Raw genomic sequence first — 17359 nt, 5'->3', positions numbered from 1 at the left:
TCAGGCGGCCGACTCCGACGCGGCGGCGGTGGTCCCGATACGCTGCGCTACTCGACCGACCGGGGTCTCGCCGAAGTACTTCCGGCGGTAGGCGCGCCACGTGATCGCCCAGCGCTCGGGGTCGTCGAGGTCGTCGTGGTGGGTGTGGTGCACCGTCTGGTTGTGCGGCGCGGTGCGCACGACCTCGGGCGTCTCGCGGGCCTCGCGGGCGACCTCGGCGAGCGCGGCGACGTACTCGTCGATCTCGGCCATCGAGTACGACTCGGTCGGCTCGAGCGTGAACGGCTGCGGCACGACGTAGGGGTGGTGGCTCGTCCAGTAGTGCATGCCGAAGTCGGTCATGCGGATGCCGATCTCCTCCGACGAGATGCCCGTCTCCTCGAAGAGCTCCTGCCACGAGTAGCGCACCTGCTCGATGCGGCGGCGGCCCTCGGCGTACGGCGCCGAGGCGCCGGGGATATCGGTGACCTTCTTCAGCAGGTAGTTGTTGTTGAGCACGGCGATCTCGGCGGCGGCGACGAGGCCCTCGGCGCCGAGCGCCATGATCCACGAGTACGCGCGCACGATGTTCGGCACGACGCCGTGGAACGGCGCAACCGAGCCGATCGACTGCGGTCCGGCCTCCTGCACGTCGAAGCGCACCGCGCCCGATGCATCGGTCGAGCGCACGACGCGCGGCCCGGGCAGGTACGGTGCGAGCGCGGCGCTCACCGCGTTGGCCCCGGCGCCCGGGCCGCCGCACGCGTGCGGAGTCGAGAACGTCTTGTGCAGGTTGAAGTGGCAGACATCGAACCCGGCGTCCCGGGCCCGCGTGATGCCGAGGATGCCGTTGGCGTTCGCCTGGTCGTACGACGCGAGGGCGCCGACCTCGTGCGCGGCATCCACCCACTGCTTGATCGCCGGGTTGTAGATGCCCGTGTCCTCGGGGTTGGTGACCATGATCGCCGCGGTGCGCGGCGAGAGCGCGGCCTTCAGGGCCGCCAGGTCGGGGTAGCCGTCGGCGTCCGGGAAGATCGTGATGACGTCGTAGCCGGCCGCCTTCGCCGCCGCCGCGTTCGACGGGTGGCTGAAGATCGTCGTGATGACCTCGCGACGCTGCTCCCCTTCGCCGTTCGCCTCGTGGTAGGCGCGGATCATCGCGATGTTCGCCCAGATCGCGGCCGAGCCGCCCTGGGTGTGCAGCGACACCTCGTCCATGCCCGAGATCTCGGCGAGCATGCGCTCGAGGTTCCAGGTGATCTCGAGCACGCCCTGCGCGTCGGCCGGGTCCTGCAGCGGGTGCATGGCCGTGAGCTGCGGCACGCCGATCAGCTGGTCGTTGATCTTCGGCGAGTACTTCATGGTGCACGTGCCCTGGCCGATGTCGACGTTGAGGTCGGCGCCGAGGTTCTCCTGCGAGAGGCGCAGGTAGTGCTTGAGCACGCGCTGCTGGCCCATCTCGGGCAGGGCCGGCGGCACCTCGCGGCGGAGACCTGCGGGGAGGCCCGCGACGACGTCGCCGACGACCTCGCGCACGCCCGGCTCGATCGGCGTGACGAGCACGCCGCGCTCGCCCGGGGTGGAGAGCTCGAAGATGACCGGTTCGTCCCAGCTGGCCTGGTGGAAGCGGCGGAGGGCCGGCTTGGGTGCGAGCGGGAGGCTCATGCGTTCTGCTCCTCGGTGGTCGTGGTGGTGGATGCCTCGGTGAGCGCGCCGATCGCGGCGGCGAGCCGGTCGATGTCGGCCTGGCCCGTGAGCTCGGTGACGCAGACGACGAGCTCGTGCTCGCCGAGCGCGACACCGGGCTCGATGCAGTGGCGGCGGAGCGCCTCGACGACGCCCCTGGCGGTGAGGCCGGCGCCCGAGAGGTCGACGGTGAACTCGCGCAGGTGCACCGCGTCGTCGGTGAGCTCGACTCCCGGGATCGCGGCGAGCCGCAACTGCGCGTAGCGGGTGCGGGCGAGCAGCAGCTCGCCGAGCTCCGCCATGCCCTGCGGGCCCATGAGCGCGAGGTAGACGCCCGCGGCGATGCCCCAGAGCGCTGCGGCGGTGCCGACCCACTCTTTGCCCTCCTCGCGGAGGGCGAACGACGTGCGCTCGTAGGCGACGTCGCCGAAGCCGACCTCGCCGGGCACGTCGGTCGTCGCGAGGCCGAAGAGGCGCGACGGCATCTCCATGACGAACGTCGGGTCGTCGGCGACGGCGATGAACCCGCCGTGCGCGCCGCCGAACCACTGGTGCAGGCCGAGCGACTGGATGTCGCCGCAGACGATGTCGGCGCCCTGCTCGGCGGGCGGCGTCAGCACGCCGTAGCCGATCGGGTCGGTGCCGACCACCACGACGGCCCCGACCGCGTGGGCGGCCTCGGCGAGCGCGGGGAGGGCGGCCTCGACGGCACCGGTGACGCTCGGCGTCTCGATCCACACGGCCGCGACGTCGTCGCCCAGTCGTGCGGCCACGGCCGCGACATCCGCCGTGCCGTTCGCCGTGGGCACCTGCTCGAGGTCGAGGTGCACGCGCACGTAGTCGAGCACCTTGGAGTACTTGGCGGGCAGCACGTCGCTCGCGACGAGCACGCGGCGGCGCCCGGTGATGCGCCCGGCCATGGCGAGGCTCGTCGCGGTCGCCTGGTAGCCGTCGTAGGTGGGTACGTTGACGACGTCCATCGCGAGCAGCTCGGCCATGAGCGACTGGTACTGGAACAGCGCCTGGAAGCGGCCGTGATCCTCATAGGGTTCGCCCGCGTAGGCGGTGAGGAACTCGCTGCGGTTGATCACCTCGTCGACGACGGCGGGCACGTAGTGGTGGTACGTGCCGTGGCCGAGGAAGCTCAGGCGCTCGTCGGTCGAGCGGTTCTTCGCGAGCAGGCCCCGCACGTGGCGGGCGAGGTCCTGCTCGGCGACGAGCGGCGCCGGAAGGTCGAGCGCACGGCCGAGCCGGAGCTCGGCGGGCACGTCGGCGTAGAACTCCTCGGTCGAGGCAGCGCCGACGGCGTCGAGCATCGCCTGCTTGGTCGCTGGCGCGGTGTTGGGGATGTACGGATGGACGAAGGTGTCGGTCATGTCGGCCTCGGTCGTTCAGTCGGTCGTGTCGGACAGGGTGATGAAGGGCGGCTCCGCTGCGCGCGGCGTCGCGAGCACGGCGGCGCCGAAGCGCGGGAGCGTGAGGGTGGCTCGGTCGGTCGAGTAGGCGCGCAGCGCCGTATCGAGACCACCATCGCCACTCGCGAGCAGGTCGCGCGCCCCGGCGGGCACGTCGACCGTGATCTCCCGGCGGCCGTGGTTGAGCACGAAGGTGTAGTCGGTCGTCTCGTCGCTGCGCGTGACGGCCTCGAGGTCGAAGTCGATGCGCTCGCGCGCCGGCAGTCCGGCTGCGGCGAGCACCTCGCGGAAGAGCGCGACGAGGCCGTCGCGCTCGAGCACGCAGCTCACGTACCAGGCGGCGCCGGATGCCTCGGCTCCCGCCCCGCGCCGGGTGATCGCCGCGCGGCCCTCGAGCTCGCCCGAGGCGTAGATCGCGAGCAACTCGGTTCCGTCATGCACCTCGAGCCACTCGCCCCACGTCGGCGCCTCGAACTCGGCAGGGTCGGTCGAGTAGGCGCGAAGCGCCGTATCGAGACCACCCGCGTTCGTGGTCTCGATACGCTCGCTGGCGCTCGCTACTCGACCGACGAACCGCACGCGTTCGGCGAGCCCGTCCGCGACCGGCCACTGCTCGTCGACCTCGACGCCGAGGAGGCCGCGCAGCGGGCCGGGAGCTCCGCCGTCGTGGACCTTCTCGGTGTCGTCGACGACGCCCGAGAACGGGCCGACGACGAGCTGGCCGCCGCGGGCGACGAAGTCGGAGAACACCTCGGCCTGCGAGGCATCCGCAACGTACAGGTTCGGCACCACGACGACGTCGTAGCCGTCGAGCGGGCCGGTCGCCCGCACCGTGTCGACCGCGTGGCCGAGCGCGTGCAGCGCTGCGTGCCAGGCGCGCGCCTGGGCGAGCCACTGCAACCGCTGCGAGGGCAGCGACTCGGCCGCCGACGAGCCCCACCACGAGTCGTGGTCGACGACGAGCGCGACCCGCGAGCGCACCCGGGTGCCGCGCACCGGATCGAGCATCTTCAGCTCGGCGCCGAACGCCTTCGCCTCCTGGAACGAGCGGGATGCCTCGCCGCGGTGTCCGACCATCGCCGAGTGGAACTTCTCCTGGCCGTACTTGGCCTGCCGCCACTGGAACACCATCGCGCCGTCGGAGCCGTGCGCGATCGCCTGCAGGCTGCCGACGCGGTACTGGCCGGGCGCCTTCGGCACGTTGACGTCGCGCCAGCTCACGCCGCTCGGCGCCTGCTCGAGCAACAGCCACGGCCGCCCGCCCTTGAGCGAGCGCATGTAGCCGTAGTTGAGCGCCGCCGGCACGTGCGCGAGCGGGTCGGCCGGGTCGGGGTAGGCGTCGTCGGTGACGAGGTCTTCGGCGGCGGCGAAGTCCCAGTAGTTCAGGTCGCGCAGGATCGACATGAAGTTCGTGGTGACGCCGATCTCGGGTGTGGCCTCGCGCAGGATGTCGACCTCGAGCTGGAAGAGCTCGAGCAGTGCGTCAGACGAGAAGCGCTCGAAGTCGAGCAATTGGGTCGGGTTCACGGGACCGGTCGAGCGGCGCGGCGCCTCGATGTGCGCCCAGTCGGTGTAGCGCTGGCCCCACACGTTGACGCCCCACGCCTCGTTGAGCGCGTCGAGATCGCCGTAGCGAGCCTCGAGCCAGCGACGGAAGTGCGCCGACGACTCGGGGCACCAGCAGCGCGATACGTGGTCGCCGTACTCGTTCGAGACGTGCCAGAGGGCGAGCGCGGGGTGGTCGCCGTAGCGGTCGGCCATCGCCCGCGTCATGCGGGCCACGTGCTCGCGCCACACGGGCGAGCTCGGGCAGTAGGCCTGCCGCGAACCGAATTCGAGGCGCTGCCCCTCCTCGTTCCAGGGCAGCATCTCGGGATGGGAGCGGATGAGCCAAGACGGCGGCGTCGCCGTCGCGGTCGCGAGGTCGACCTTGATGCCGCCCTCCCAGAGCAGGTCGATGATGCGGTCGAGCCAGCCCCACTCGTAGACGCCCGGGGCGACCTCGAGCTGCGGCCACGAGAACACCGGGAGGCTCACGATGTTGACGCCGGCCTCGCGCATGAGGCGGATGTCCTCGTGCCAGACCTCCTCCGACCACTGGTCGGGGTTGTAGTCGCCGCCGTAGGCGAGGGCGTCGAGGCGGATCGCTCGAGGGGTCTCGTCGGTCACACCTGCTCCTCTCTGAGTGCGTCCGCGTGCGCGGTCCGGATGTGCGTGGGGGTGTACTTCTGCGATGCAGAATGTATTCTGTATACAGACACCGTAAACCGGATGCCGGAAGCGGTCAAGCCCGGGCCGAGCCCTAGGCTTACCGCGACGGACGAACGGCCGTTCGCGGCCCGAAAGGCGATCTCATGGCGATCGAACGCAAGAACCTGCGCTCGCAGGTCCGTGAGGAGTTGCTCGCGCGCATGCGCGCGGGCGAGGTGCAGCCGGGCGAGGGCATCAACGAGGTGCAGCTCGCCGGCGAGCTCGGCGTCAGCCGCACTCCCCTGCGTGAGGCGCTCATCGCCCTCGAGAGCGAGGGCCAGATCACGAGCGAGAACGGCAAGGGCTTCCGGTTCGTGCCCCTCAGCGCGAGCGAGTTCGAAGACCTCGCGCCCGTCATGGCCGCCCTCGAGAGCCTCGCGCTCGAGCTCAGTCCGCTCGACGAGCTGCGCGCGATCGGCGCGCGCCTCTCGACGCTCGCGGCCGAGTTCGACCAGGAGGTCGTCGAGCACTCGCTCGTCGTGACGAAGGACGACGAGTGGCACGGCATCATGCTCTCCGCCTGCCCGAACCGTCGCCTGCTCGACGTCATCGAGAGCGTCCGCGGCGCCTTCCACCGGTACGAGTCGCTGCTCGTGCCGAGCGACGTCATGATCGAGCGCGTCGCCGCCGAGCATGCCGCGATCGCCTCCTGCCTGGCCGACGGCGACGTGCCCGGCGCGATCGCGGCCCTCAAGGTCAACTGGATGCACGGCATGCGCCGCATCCTCGACAATGCGTCGAGTCCCTACTTCACCGCGTAGGTCGGTCAAGTAGGCGCGCGAACGTCGGTCGAGTAGGCGCGCAGCGCCGTATCGAGACCACGGATGCCGCGGCCGGTGGTCTCCCCGGAAGACGACCGACGTGCACGGGCCGGGTGTCGCTCGTCGAAGGGCGACCACATGACCACATGACCACACCGGTCGCGACCGCACGACCACGCCGTTCGCGAACCGGAACCTCCCGGCGTCACGGGCGCCGCCGACGGACGGCCCGCCACCGGCTAACGTGAGGCCCATGACGGTCCTGCTCGGTGGTGAGGAGAGCCCCTTGGGCTGGTGCGTGCAGTTCGTCGACGCACCGTTCGAGACGACGCTGGCCGCTCACCTCGCGTGGCGGCGCTCACTTCCCGACGCGCGGATCACCGTCTCGAAGCCACTGGAGTTCCCGCAGGCGCTGCGTGTACTGACCCCGTTCGAGAAACCCTGGACGCGCGAACTGCTCCTCCCGCTCGACGGCTGGACCGCATTCCTGAACAACGCCATCGGGGGCGGCGACCCGTCGGCGTCCGCCAACGTGACGGCGAATGCACTCGGTGTGCGGCATGTCGTCGCGATGCACAGCCCGGCGCACGGCCCGGGTCACTCGAGCACGCAGCTGTTGCTGTCGGGCCCGGGTGGCGAGCGGCCGTCGATGTCGATCCGCACGGTCAGCGTCCATCAGCAGGACGGTCGGTGGTCGTGGCTCGAGACCGGCGCACCCCAGCCCTACGAAGACACCGAGCGTTACACGAGGCGGCGCATCCGCGACCGGTTCGACCGCGATGCGCTGCTCTCGTATCTCATGGCCATCGGCATCGATGTGACCGATGACACCCGTTGGGGCGAGGGGATGGTCGTACAACAGCACGTTGCCTGGTCCCGTCGAACTGTCAGTCTCGCCGAGTCCCGCGCAGACGTGTAGCTCGATCGCCGCGCCGCCGCGCGAGATCCGGATGCCCCGCGGGCGGCGCCGACCACGAGGCATCCGGTCTGATGGTGGTCTCGATACGGCGCTTCGCGCCTACTCGACCGACTCAGCCCTTCACGGCCCCGCCGAGCAGGCCCGACACGAACTGCTTCTGGAAGACCAGGAACAGCACGAGCAGCGGCAGCGTCGCGAGCAGCGACCCGAGCATGAGGCCCGAGTAGTCGACCCGAGACATCCCGATCATCGTGTTGAGCGCGACCGGCACCGTGTACTTGTCCTCGGTGTTCAGCATGAGCAGTGGCCAGATGAACGAGTTCCACTGGCTGATGAACGTGTAGATCACGAGCGCCGCGAGCTGCGGTCGGGCGACGGGCAGGACGATTCGCCAGAACGTGCGCAGCTCCCCCGCCCCGTCGATGCGGGCCGCCTCGATGAGCGTCACCGGGAAGTCGAGGAACGCCTGCCGCATCAGGAAGATGCCGAACGCGTTCGCGAGGAACGGCAGGATCACCGCCTGGTACGTGTCGATGAGCCCCGCGCTCGCCATCATCTGGAACAGCGGCACGAGCAGCACCTGCATCGGGATCATCATCGTCACGAGCACGACCCCGAGCAGCACGCCGCGGCCCCTGAACCGGTAGGTCGCGAGGCCGTACCCCGCCATGACGCTCACGGCCGACGAGAACACGGTGTAGACCACGGCGATGCCGAAGCTGTTCAGCATCACCTGGCTGAAGTTCACCGACTCCTGCAGGCGCGCGAGGTTCTCCCACAGCTGGTCGCCGGGCAGCACCGGCAGCGGCGTGCCGAAGAGGTCCGGCGTCGAGTGCGTCGACGCGATCACCATCCACAGGAACGGCACGATCGCGAGCACGCTCGCGACGACGAGCACGAGGTAGACGGGCAGGCGCAGGATGCCTCGGGCGCGCGCCGGCCGGAAGCCGGTCGGCCGCTCCTCGCGGGGCGCGCCGACGGCGGGGTTGACGGCGGTCAGCGCGCTCGTCGCGGTCACGGCTTCTCCCTCATGAGACGGAACTGCACGATCGAGATGATCGCGGTGATGACGACGAGCATCCAGGCGATCGCCGACGCGTAGCCGAAGTCGAACTGCCGGAAGCCGACCTTGTAGAGGTAGAGCACAGGCGTCAGGGTCGCGTCGTTCGGCCCGCCCTCGGTGAGGATCCAGTTCTCGTCGAAGAGCTGCAGCGCCCCGATCGTCGAGGTGACGGTCGTGAAGATGAGCACGGGCCGCAGTTGCGGGATGACGATCCTCGTGAAGATCTGCCAGCGGCCGGCGCCGTCGATGCGCGCCGCCTCGTAGAGCTCGCCCGGGATCGACTGCAGCCCCGCGAGGATGATGACCATGTTGTAACCGGTCCAGCGCCACGTGATCGCGGCGACGAGCGCGACGCGCGCCCACCACTCGTTGTTGAGCCAGTCGACCGGCGCGATGCCGACGAGCCCGAGCATCTGGTTGATCGCTCCCCCGTCGGTCGCCAGCATCACCTTGAAGACGACGGCGTAGGCCACGAGCGTCGTGACCGCCGGCAGGAACGCGAGCAGCCGGAACCCCGACCGGAACCGCAGCCACGACTGGTTCAGCAGGTAGGCGAGCCCGAGCGCGAGGCCGATCATGAGCGGCACCTGCACGACGAGGATGATGAGCGCGTTGAAGAGGCTCTTCGCGACGAGCGGATCCTCGAAGAGCCGGGCGTACTGCTCCAGTCCGACCCACGTCGACACTCCGCCCGAGGTGGCGAAGAAGCTCGGCCAGAGCGACGTGACGAGCGGGTACGCGAAGAAGACGACGAGCAGGGCGGCGGCGGGCAGGGCGAACCACGCTCCCGGCCGCTGGAGGCGACGCCCCAGCGACCGGCGGCGCCGGCCCGCGGCATCCGGCTTCTTGCCCTGGATGCCGCGGGCCGCCGCCTGCTCGCCGGTGGCGAACGTCGGTGCGGTCATGACGCCGGACCTACTCGGCGATCTCGCGGCCGGTCGCGGTGGCGATCTGCTTCGCGGCGTCGTCGAGCGCCTGCTGCGGGTCGGCGCCGTTCAGCACGGCGGCGACGACGGCGTTGGCCACGATGTCGCTCGCCTCGGCGTTGTCGGTCGTGAACGTGATCGGCGGGATGTTCGCGGTCTGCTCGGCGAAGAGCTCGTAGACCGGCTGGCCGCCGAAGTACTCCTGCGGCTTCGCGAAGTACTCGCCCTGCAGGGCCGGCAGGTACGAGGGGAACAGTCCCTCGCTCTCCATCATCGACGCCTGGTTGTCGGCGTCGGCGAGCGCGAAGTCGATGAACGCCGCAGCGAGCTGCGGGTTCTTCGCCTGCGTCGGGATCGCGAGGCCAGAGCCGCCGCTGTTGGAGGTGCGCACGCCGCCCTCCTCGAAGGCGGGCAGCTCGGTCACGCCGTAGGTGCCGGCGAGCTCGGGCGCGTCGCCCTGCAGGGTGCCGATCCACCAGACCGCCTCGGGCGTGACCGCCGAGTCGCCGTCCTTCGCGCTCGTGACGCGGCCGTCCCACCCGTCGACGTTCTTGAGCAGGCCCTTCTCGTTGATCGTCTTGAGCAGCGTGAGCGCCTCGACGGCCTCGGGCGAGTTGACGGTGATGTCGCCGTTCTCGTCGAAGAGGCCCTGGCCCTGCTGCTGCAGCAGCATCTGGAAGCCGCCGCCGGTCGAGACGTCCTGCGACATGAGCGTGCGGCCGGTCTTCGCCTTGATCTGCTCGCCCGCGGCGACGAGCTCGTCCCACGTCTCGATCGTGGTCGGGTCGATGCCGGCCTCGTCGAAGTAGTCGGCGCGGTAGAACAGGCCGACCGTGCCCGAGTCCCACGGCACGACCTTGAGCGCACCGTCGGCGTCGGACTGCGCCTGCCACTTGAACGGGTCGAAGTCGGCCTCGTCGTCGCCGAATACGGGCGTGAGGTCGACGAGCCCGGTCGGGAACTCGTTGATGTAGCCGGGCGCCCGGTCGGTCTCGATCGTGACGACGTCGGGCAGGCCGCTGCCCGCCTGGAGGCCGACCGAGAGCTTGTCGTACGCGTTGTCGTAGCCGACGTCGACGACGTTGATCGTCGTGCCGGGGTGCTCGGCCTCGAACTCGGGCGCGAGACGCTCGAGCGCGGTCGCGGCGACGTCCCACGACCACACCGTGATCTCGCCGTCGACCTTCGCTTCGGGGTCGAGCACGACCGAGCCACCGGCAGGCTGGCCGCCGCCCATGGCGCAGCCTGCGAGGAGTGCCGCGGCGCCGAGGGCGACGACGGGGGCGAGCAACGTGCGTGATCTCATCTGACTTCCTTGTCTGTTAGGGGGGAACTGCGTTGGCTCGGTCGGTCGAGTAGGCGCGCAGCGCCGTATCGAGACCACTCGGTCGGTCGAGTAGGCGCGCAGCGCCGTATCGAGACCACCGGTGAGGTGTGCTCGGGGTGGTGGTCTCGATACGCGACTCCGTCGCTACTCGACCGACCGAGTTGTGGTCTCGATACGCTCCGCTACTCGACCGACCGAGAGAGCTCGACCGCGAGGTCGATGAACAGCGCCGCCGACCAGCCGAAGGCCGTCGTGGCGGTCGGCGCCTTCTCACCCGTGAGCGGGTTGAAGTACTCGTGCGGCCCGCCGCCGTGCACGACGAGAGCGACGGTGCGCTCGGCGAGGTCGTGCGCGAGATCGTCGCGCCCCGAGGCCCGCAGCCCTTCGATGATGAGCCGGTTGGTGTTCACCCACACCGGCCCGCGCCACATGCGCGTCGCCGAGAAGTCGGGGTCGGCGGCCGAGACCGTCGGCACCGTCCACGGCAGTGCGTAGCGCTCGGGATCGCCGAGCGCCTCGATCAGCGCCGCGAGCACGGGCTCGGGCAGCGCTCCGGTCAGGAGCGGCATGAACCCGACGATCGCGTCGCTCACGACGGTGTCGCCCGCCGCGCGCGCCTCGAACCGTCCGGATGCCTCGTTCCAGAGCCCGAGCAGTAGGTCGAGCGTGCGCGCGGCGCGTGCGCGATGCGCAGCGGGGTCGCCCGCGGCGTCGTCGCCGTAGCGCTCGGCGAGCCGAGCCAGCTCGAGGTCCTGCAGCACGAGGTACGCGCCGAGGTCGGGCGCAGTCGTCGGCAGCGGGCCGTCGAAGATCGGGCTGTCGTCGAGGCCCGACGAGTACGGGTGCCCGTACTCGGGCATGCCGTCGCCGTCGAGGTCGCTGCCCGCGAACCACCAGTCCTGCGACCGTCGGATCGTCGCGAGCTGCTCGCGGGCCCACTCTGGCGCGTCCTCGGCCTCGAGCACCTTCGCGAGCGCCCACGCCGCGAGCGGCGGCTTGGTGAGCGGCACGGGCGCGGTCGGGTCGGCGATCTGCGAGCCCGCACGCCGCAACCGGTCGCGGTCGGCCTGCGGCAGGTCGTCGCTCGTGGCGAGCACGCCCTCCTCGTGCACGACGTCGGGCAGCTGCCCGTTCTCGCTCGGAAAGCGGAACGCGATCTCGAGCTGCTCGCGCGCGAGCGCGGGGTCGCCGTGTCGCAGGCCCATCGCGATGAAATACGCGTCCCACTGCCACACGCCGACGTAGCCGATCTTCGACGGCACGACGCCGCGCGCATCGCCGAGGCCCGGCAGCTCGACGATGTTGGCGCCGAGTACCCACCAGCAGAAGGCGGCCATCTGCTGCAGGTCGTCGCGCACGATCGGGCACTTCGCGAACCACTCGAGCCAGAGCTGCTCGGTCTCTGCGAGATCGACGTCGTGCGAGGTGGATGCCTCGTGCCGTACGCTCCGGTCGGCCGCGACGTGCAGCAGCACCGAGGGCGCCTCCGGCGTGAGCTCGACGCGGGTCGACTCGCCGTCGGGGGTGGTCCACTCGACCGCGAGGTCGTCGGTCGAGTAGGCGCGCAGCGCCGTATCGAGACCATCGGTGCGGTGGTCTCGATACGCTTCGCTACTCGACCGACAGAGGCCGACCGACAGCGCGCCCGTACCGGCGAAGGTGAGCGTCGCGGCGCCGTCGCCGAACTCGATCGCGTGGGGCAGCACCGCGGTCACGGGCAGCGCCCGCCCCGAGGCATCCCGCACCGTCAGCTCGTCGATGACGCGGCAGTCGTCGAGCCAGCGCTCGTACTCCGACGTGTGCACGCGCACCGCCGTCGCAGGAGCGCCGGTGCCGGCGCCCTCACGTTCCTCGACCTCCGCCCGGTCGGCCCGGAACACGAGCACGCGCGAACGCGGCAGGGTGAAGGGGGCCTGCACCAGGTCGAGATGGCGGCCGGCGAGGCCGGCCAGCGCCGAGGCATCCGGGGTGTCGTGGTCTCGATACGCTTCGCTAGATTTCGATACGGCGCTGGCGCGCCTACTCAATCCACCGCTCGACCGACGATGGCTGGTCATCGTCCTCCCAGTCCCGAGGCGGCCATGCTGTTGAGGATGCGGCGCTGCCCGATGACGAACACGATGAGCATCGGGATCGTCGAGATCGCGCTGGCCGCCATCACGAGGCCGTAGTTGATCGAGCCGAACTGGCCCTGGAAGCTCGTGAGCAGCAACGGCACCGTGAACAGGTCGGGCGTGTTGAGCAGCACGAGGGGGAACAGGAACGCGTTCCACACTCCGAGCGCCGTGATGATCGCGAGCGCCGCGAGCCCCGGCTTCAGGTTCGGCAGCACGATGCTCCAGAAGATGCGCCAGCGGCCGGCGCCGTCGACGAGCGCGGCCTCCTCGAGCTCCTTCGGCAGGCTCAGCACGAACTGCCGCATGAGGAACACGGCGAACGGGTTCGCGAGCAGGCCCGGCACGATGAGCGACAGGTGCGAGTCCACCCAGCCGAACTGCGACATGAGCAGGTAGAACGGGATGAGCGTCACCTGCGCCGGAATCATCTGCGTAGCGAGGAACACGATGAACAGCACCCGGCTGCCCTTGAACGGGATGCGCGCGAACGCGTAGCCGGCCATCGACGCGGTGATGAGCGTGCCCACGACGACGAGCACCGAGATGTAGATGCTGTTGACGTAGGCCTGCCCGAACGGCACGGCGTTCCACGCTTCGACGTAGTTGTCGAACGTCCACGGCTGCGGCAGGAACGACAGCGGGTCCTGCAGCAGCTGCGGCAGCGACTTGAACGAGGTGAGCAGCATCCAGATGAACGGGAACACCATCGCGATGCCGGCGACGATGAGCACGAGGTGCAGGATCGTCGACCCGAGGCGCCGCTTGCCCTTGCCGGTGCGCGCGCCGGTGGGGCGCGGCGCGTAGCCGGGCGCGCTCATCGCGACGGTCGAGTCGGTCGGCGGAGCGAGCGTGCCGTCGGCGAGGCTTGGATTCGTGAGACTCATGCGGGGTCGTCCTCGTAGTGCACGAACTTCTTCTGCGCGCCGAACTGGATGGCCGTGATGATGAGCGTGAGCACGAGCAGGATGATGCTCGCCGCGCTCGACGGACCGAACTCGAAGCGGCCGAAGCCGAGGTCGTAGATGTGGTATACGATCGTGCGGGTCGCATTGTCGGGGCCACCGCCCGACACGAGCACGTAGACGATGTCGAACGTCTGCAACGACGAGATGAACGCGACGACCGACGAGAAGAACACGATCGGCGAGAGCAGCGGCAGCCGGATGCTCGTGAAGAGCCGCCAGGCGCCGGCGCCGTCGATGCGAGCAGCCTCGATGACCGAGGGCGAGATGTTCTGCAGACCCGCGAGGAAGATCACGACGTTGAGGCCCAGCGACGCCCAGATCGCGACGATGCACACCGCGAGCAGTGCGAGCTTCGGGTCCTGCAGCCAGTCGGGCGGCGCGATGCCGAAGATCTTCGAGATGGCGGTCGAGAGCACGCCGTCGGAGCGGAACATCTGCTGCCAGATCATCGCGACGGCGACGGTCGACGTGACCACCGGCGCGAAGAACAGGATGAGGTAGAGCGTCCGCGTCTTGAGCTTCTCGAGCGCCACGGCGATGATGACCGCGAGGCCGAGGCCGATGGGCACCGTGATCACGGCGATGATGAGCGTGTTCAGGATGGAACGCCACAGCAGGTCGTCCTGGAACTGCGCGGTGAAGTTCTCGAAGCCGACCCAGGTCAGATCGCCCAGCCCGTCCCAGCTGGTGAAGGCGAGCACGAGGCTCGCCGCGAACGGCAGCACGACGAACAGCACCATGCCGATGAGCTGCGGCGCGACGAAGACGAAGCCCCATCGCCGGTCGCGGCGGCGCCACGCCGCCTCCTTGCGGAACTGGCGCGGGGGCGGAGCGGATGCCGCAGGAAGGTCCTGCAGCATCCGCTCGCCGGAAGCGATCTGGCTCACGCTTACTCGCCCTGCTTCTCCGCGACGAGGTCGGCGGCCGCGTCGAGCGTCTGCTGGGCATCGGCCTTGCCCTCGTAGAGCTTCTGGAACAGCTCGCTGATGTCGGTCGCGAGGCTCGGGATCGCTGCCTCGGCCGGGTAGTCCTCGAACCCGATGTCGCGCATCTCGAGCATCGTCTGGGCGTGGGCGGGGTAGTCGTCCTCGAGCACGACCTCGTCGGCGCCCTTGATCGACGGCACCGCGTTGCCGCCGCCGGAGAGGCGGAACTTCTGGCCCTCGGCGCTCAGGAACTCGGTCCAGAAGGTGAACGAGGCGTCCTTCGACTTGGTGGCCTCGTTCATCGCGAGGAAGCTCGTCGCGACGCCGGTCGGGGCTTCCACGCCGTCGGGCGTGGGCCAGCGGACGATGTCGACCTGGTCGGCGGTGCCTGCCGCCTCGACCGTGCCGATCGTGTAGCGACCCTGCACGAAGAAGCCGGCCTTCCCCGTCACGAAGAGGCTGTCGGCCCCGGCGCCGTCGGGCAGCGTGTCGGCCACGACGAACTTGCCGTCCTGGAAGTACTCGCCGAGCGTCTCGACGTCGGCGACCGTCTGCGGGTCCTCGTTCGCGACGAACGCGCCCGACTCGTCGTACGGGGCCGGGTCGCCCTGCGACGACAGCCAGCTCCAGTGGGTCGCCCAGTAGTTCCAGAAGAGGGTGCCGGCGACGCCGTTGGCCTTGAGCTTGTCGTTCATCTCGAGGAACTTGTCGGTCGTCCACTCGCCGTTCTCGGCCAGGGTCGCGGGGTCCTCGGTGATGCCGGCCGCCTTGAGCGTCTCCTTGTCGTACCAGAGCACATCGGGGTTCGCGTCGTTCGGTGCGGCGTAGTACTCGCCGTCCTTCTCGGCGGCACCGAACAGGCCCGGGAAGAAGTCGTCGGGCTTGGTCTGGCTCTCCTTCGAGTTCATGAGCTTCGTCATGTCCATGAGCCGGCCGGAGTCGACGAACTGGCCGATCTGGTCGTCGCCGACGTAGAACACGTCGGGGGCGGTGTTGCTCGCGAGCTGGGCGAGCAGCTTCGAGTGGTAGTCGCCGTAGCCGGCCACCGGCTGGAACTTCACCGTGATGTCGGGGTGGCGCTTCATGAATTCTTCGTTGAACTCCTTGTAGCGGGTCAGCTCGTCGGCCGAGCCCCACGTCGACCACACGACGGTGTTCTTCTCGTCTGCACCTCCCCCGCCGCTGCACGCCGCCAAGCCGATCGCGACGGCGCTCGCAGCGCCGATCGCCAACAGACGCCTCATCTTCGAGTTCGAGCGGGCCATTCCGCTACCTCTTTCGTCATTGCAGGAGGGGCCGGCGGAATGCCGGCGTGAGGGGGATTGCTCGTCATTATTCTGTATACAAAACTCAATTCCGTCAAGGTGCGGCAGATCACGAACGCGCAACGGGCTCGTTTCCCACGCGGCTACGATCTTCGAATGACCCGTTCCGTGACCGTCGCGCGCGCCCTCTTGGCGCCGTACCTCGTGGTCGTCGGCCTGCTCACGCTGCTGCCCGCGGACGCCGCCGGCACGGTCACCGGCGTCGTCCAGGTCTTCGCAGATGCGGTCGCCGGCTGGGGCGTGCCGCGCGACACCGCGGCGGCCGTGTTCGAGTTCCTCGCGAACGTCGCCCTGTTCGCGCCGTTCGGCCTGCTCGTCGCGCTCGCGTGGCCCGAGATGTCGGCGTGGAGGGTGATCGTCGCTGGATGCCTGCTCAGCGCTTCGATCGAGCTGATGCAGATCGCGTTGCCGAGCCGCCTCCCGTCGATCAGCGACGTGGTCGCGAACACGGCCGGCGCGTCGATCGGCTACGCGGTCATCTCGTACCGACGCCGACGCAAGCCCCGGCCATGACGACGGATGCCTCGTGGCCGGTCGGCCACGAGGCATCCTTGTCGTGCTGTGCGAGGTGAGCGTCAGACGCGCGCCGGCAGCTTGGCCGCGACGAGCTCCGCGATCTGCACCGCGTTGAGCGCCGCGCCCTTGCGCAGGTTGTCGTTCGAGACGAAGAGCACGAGGCCCTTGCCCTCGGGGGCCGACTGGTCCTGGCGGATTCGGCCGACGTAGCTCGGGTCGGTGCCGGCGGCCTGCAGCGGGGTCGGCACCTCGCTCAGCGCGACGCCGGGGGCGTCGGCGAGCAGCTCGGTCGCGCGCTCGGGCGTGATCGGGTTCGCGAACTCGGCGTGGATCGACAGCGAGTGACCGGTGAAGACGGGCACGCGAACACACGTGCCCGCGACGAGCAGGCCCGGCAGCTCGAGGATCTTGCGGCTCTCGTTGCGGAGCTTCTTCTCCTCGTCGGTCTCGAGGTCGCCGTCGTCGACGATCGAGCCGGCGAGCGGGATCACGTCGAACGCGATGGGCCGCGGGAACTTCTCGGGCGCGGGGAACTCGACGGCGGCGCCGTCGTGCACGAGACCGATGGCGTCCTGTGCGACCGCGGCGCGGGCCTGCTCGAGCAGCTCCTCGCCGCCGGCGAGCCCGGCACCCGAGACCGCCTGGTAGGTCGAGACGATCAGGCGCTCGAGGCCGGCCTCGTCGTGGAGCACCTTGAGCACGGGCATCGCGGCCATCGTGGTGCAGTTCGGGTTCGCGATGATGCCCTTCTCGGCCTCGTCGATCGCGTGCGGGTTGACCTCGCTGACGACGAGCGGCACCTCGGGGTCCATGCGCCAGCCGCTCGAGTTGTCGATCACCGTCACGCCGGCCGCGGCGAATCGCGGCGCCTGCGCCTTCGAGAGGGTCGCCCCCGCCGAGAAGATCGCGAGGTCGAGCCCCGTGGGGTCGGCGGTCGAGGCGTCTTCCACGACGATGTCCTCGCCCTTGAACGGCAGCGTCGTGCCCGCCGAGCGCGCCGACGCGAAGAAGCGGATCTGCGCGATCGGGAAGTCGCGCTCCTCGAGGAGGCGACGCACGACAGCGCCGACCTGGCCGGTGGCGCCGACGACGCCGATGTTCACACCATTGCTCATATTCGTGTCTTCCTCACTACGCTGCTGCATCCAGTCTGCAGGACGTTTCGGGGTTCGCGGGACGTGTGA

General features: G+C 69.8%; 14 protein-coding genes. 3 read left to right on the top strand and 11 right to left on the bottom strand.

The window, feature by feature from the left end; all coding sequences use genetic code 11:
• From gcvPB to AC3RJ7_RS09825, 3 genes are read right to left on the bottom strand one after another with little or no spacing between them, the layout of a single operon-like run.
• The gene (gene gcvPB / locus AC3RJ7_RS09835) at window positions 1-1644 is read right to left on the bottom strand and encodes an aminomethyl-transferring glycine dehydrogenase subunit GcvPB (RefSeq protein WP_491455655.1); all 1644 of its coding nucleotides are present in this window, start codon (window positions 1642-1644) and stop codon (window positions 1-3) included.
• On the bottom strand, window positions 1641-3041 hold the full coding sequence (gene gcvPA / locus AC3RJ7_RS09830; RefSeq protein WP_491455654.1) for an aminomethyl-transferring glycine dehydrogenase subunit GcvPA: 1401 nt from the start codon (window positions 3039-3041) through the stop codon (window positions 1641-1643). Before gcvPA ends, gcvPB begins: the two co-directional genes overlap by 4 nt.
• 15 nt (window positions 3042-3056) lie before the next feature.
• Window positions 3057-5249 (bottom strand): beta-galactosidase, encoded by a 2193-nt coding sequence (locus AC3RJ7_RS09825; protein ID WP_491455653.1) that lies wholly within the window; start codon window positions 5247-5249, stop codon window positions 3057-3059.
• A 185-nt stretch (window positions 5250-5434) separates the two neighbouring features.
• Between AC3RJ7_RS09825 and AC3RJ7_RS09820 the strand changes: the two genes are divergently transcribed.
• Both AC3RJ7_RS09820 and AC3RJ7_RS09815 read left to right on the top strand, forming a co-directional pair.
• Window positions 5435-6091 (top strand): GntR family transcriptional regulator, encoded by a 657-nt coding sequence (locus tag AC3RJ7_RS09820; RefSeq protein WP_491455652.1) that lies wholly within the window; start codon window positions 5435-5437, stop codon window positions 6089-6091.
• Between the two features lie 253 nt (window positions 6092-6344).
• Window positions 6345-7010: a hypothetical protein gene (locus tag AC3RJ7_RS09815; protein ID WP_491455651.1), complete on the top strand. Its 666-nt coding sequence runs from the start codon at window positions 6345-6347 to the stop codon at window positions 7008-7010.
• Between the two features lie 112 nt (window positions 7011-7122).
• Here AC3RJ7_RS09815 and AC3RJ7_RS09810 read toward each other — a convergent pair whose 3' ends face one another.
• The 7 genes from AC3RJ7_RS09810 to AC3RJ7_RS09780 form a co-directional block, all read right to left on the bottom strand.
• Window positions 7123-8028, bottom strand: coding sequence for a carbohydrate ABC transporter permease (locus AC3RJ7_RS09810; RefSeq protein ID WP_491455650.1), 906 nt, complete (start codon window positions 8026-8028; stop codon window positions 7123-7125).
• Window positions 8025-8978 (bottom strand): carbohydrate ABC transporter permease, encoded by a 954-nt coding sequence (locus tag AC3RJ7_RS09805; RefSeq protein WP_491455649.1) that lies wholly within the window; start codon window positions 8976-8978, stop codon window positions 8025-8027. Before AC3RJ7_RS09805 ends, AC3RJ7_RS09810 begins: the two co-directional genes overlap by 4 nt.
• 10 nt (window positions 8979-8988) lie before the next feature.
• Window positions 8989-10305 carry an ABC transporter substrate-binding protein gene (locus AC3RJ7_RS09800; protein ID WP_491455648.1) on the bottom strand — a complete coding sequence of 439 codons (1317 nt, stop codon included), beginning with the start codon at window positions 10303-10305 and terminating at the stop codon, window positions 8989-8991.
• A 203-nt stretch (window positions 10306-10508) separates the two neighbouring features.
• Window positions 10509-12353 carry an amylo-alpha-1,6-glucosidase gene (locus AC3RJ7_RS09795; protein ID WP_491455647.1) on the bottom strand — a complete coding sequence of 615 codons (1845 nt, stop codon included), beginning with the start codon at window positions 12351-12353 and terminating at the stop codon, window positions 10509-10511.
• A gap of 26 nt (window positions 12354-12379) precedes the next feature.
• Window positions 12380-13327 carry a carbohydrate ABC transporter permease gene (locus AC3RJ7_RS09790; RefSeq protein WP_491455646.1) on the bottom strand — a complete coding sequence of 316 codons (948 nt, stop codon included), beginning with the start codon at window positions 13325-13327 and terminating at the stop codon, window positions 12380-12382.
• A complete protein-coding gene (locus tag AC3RJ7_RS09785) occupies window positions 13324-14295 on the bottom strand; it encodes a carbohydrate ABC transporter permease (RefSeq protein ID WP_491455645.1) in 972 nt (323 codons plus the stop codon). Before AC3RJ7_RS09785 ends, AC3RJ7_RS09790 begins: the two co-directional genes overlap by 4 nt.
• A 2-nt stretch (window positions 14296-14297) precedes the next feature.
• The gene (locus AC3RJ7_RS09780) at window positions 14298-15578 is read right to left on the bottom strand and encodes an ABC transporter substrate-binding protein (RefSeq protein WP_491455644.1); all 1281 of its coding nucleotides are present in this window, start codon (window positions 15576-15578) and stop codon (window positions 14298-14300) included.
• A gap of 177 nt (window positions 15579-15755) precedes the next feature.
• Between AC3RJ7_RS09780 and AC3RJ7_RS09775 the strand changes: the two genes are divergently transcribed.
• Window positions 15756-16172: a VanZ family protein gene (locus AC3RJ7_RS09775; RefSeq protein ID WP_491455643.1), complete on the top strand. Its 417-nt coding sequence runs from the start codon at window positions 15756-15758 to the stop codon at window positions 16170-16172.
• A gap of 62 nt (window positions 16173-16234) precedes the next feature.
• Here AC3RJ7_RS09775 and AC3RJ7_RS09770 read toward each other — a convergent pair whose 3' ends face one another.
• The gene (locus AC3RJ7_RS09770; protein ID WP_491455642.1) at window positions 16235-17290 is read right to left on the bottom strand and encodes an aspartate-semialdehyde dehydrogenase; all 1056 of its coding nucleotides are present in this window, start codon (window positions 17288-17290) and stop codon (window positions 16235-16237) included.
• Window positions 17291-17359: the final 69 nt, after the last annotated feature.

Source organism: Agromyces solani (genome assembly GCF_058349925.1).
Note: the sequence above shows the minus strand (reverse complement) of the source record. Positions and strands in the feature narration are given on the sequence as shown.

Coding starts and splice junctions, on each gene's coding strand:
- AC3RJ7_RS09775 (WP_491455643.1), top strand. CDS start 15,756: ATGACCCGTTCCGTGACCGTCGCGCGCGCCCTCTTGGCGCCGTACCTC.
- AC3RJ7_RS09820 (WP_491455652.1), top strand. CDS start 5,435: ATGGCGATCGAACGCAAGAACCTGCGCTCGCAGGTCCGTGAGGAGTTG.
- AC3RJ7_RS09815 (WP_491455651.1), top strand. CDS start 6,345: ATGACGGTCCTGCTCGGTGGTGAGGAGAGCCCCTTGGGCTGGTGCGTG.
- AC3RJ7_RS09770 (WP_491455642.1), bottom strand. CDS start 17,290: ATGAGCAATGGTGTGAACATCGGCGTCGTCGGCGCCACCGGCCAGGTC.
- gcvPA (WP_491455654.1), bottom strand. CDS start 3,041: ATGACCGACACCTTCGTCCATCCGTACATCCCCAACACCGCGCCAGCG.
- AC3RJ7_RS09780 (WP_491455644.1), bottom strand. CDS start 15,578: ATGAGGCGTCTGTTGGCGATCGGCGCTGCGAGCGCCGTCGCGATCGGC.
- gcvPB (WP_491455655.1), bottom strand. CDS start 1,644: ATGAGCCTCCCGCTCGCACCCAAGCCGGCCCTCCGCCGCTTCCACCAG.
- AC3RJ7_RS09790 (WP_491455646.1), bottom strand. CDS start 13,327: ATGAGTCTCACGAATCCAAGCCTCGCCGACGGCACGCTCGCTCCGCCG.
- AC3RJ7_RS09800 (WP_491455648.1), bottom strand. CDS start 10,305: ATGAGATCACGCACGTTGCTCGCCCCCGTCGTCGCCCTCGGCGCCGCG.
- AC3RJ7_RS09805 (WP_491455649.1), bottom strand. CDS start 8,978: ATGACCGCACCGACGTTCGCCACCGGCGAGCAGGCGGCGGCCCGCGGC.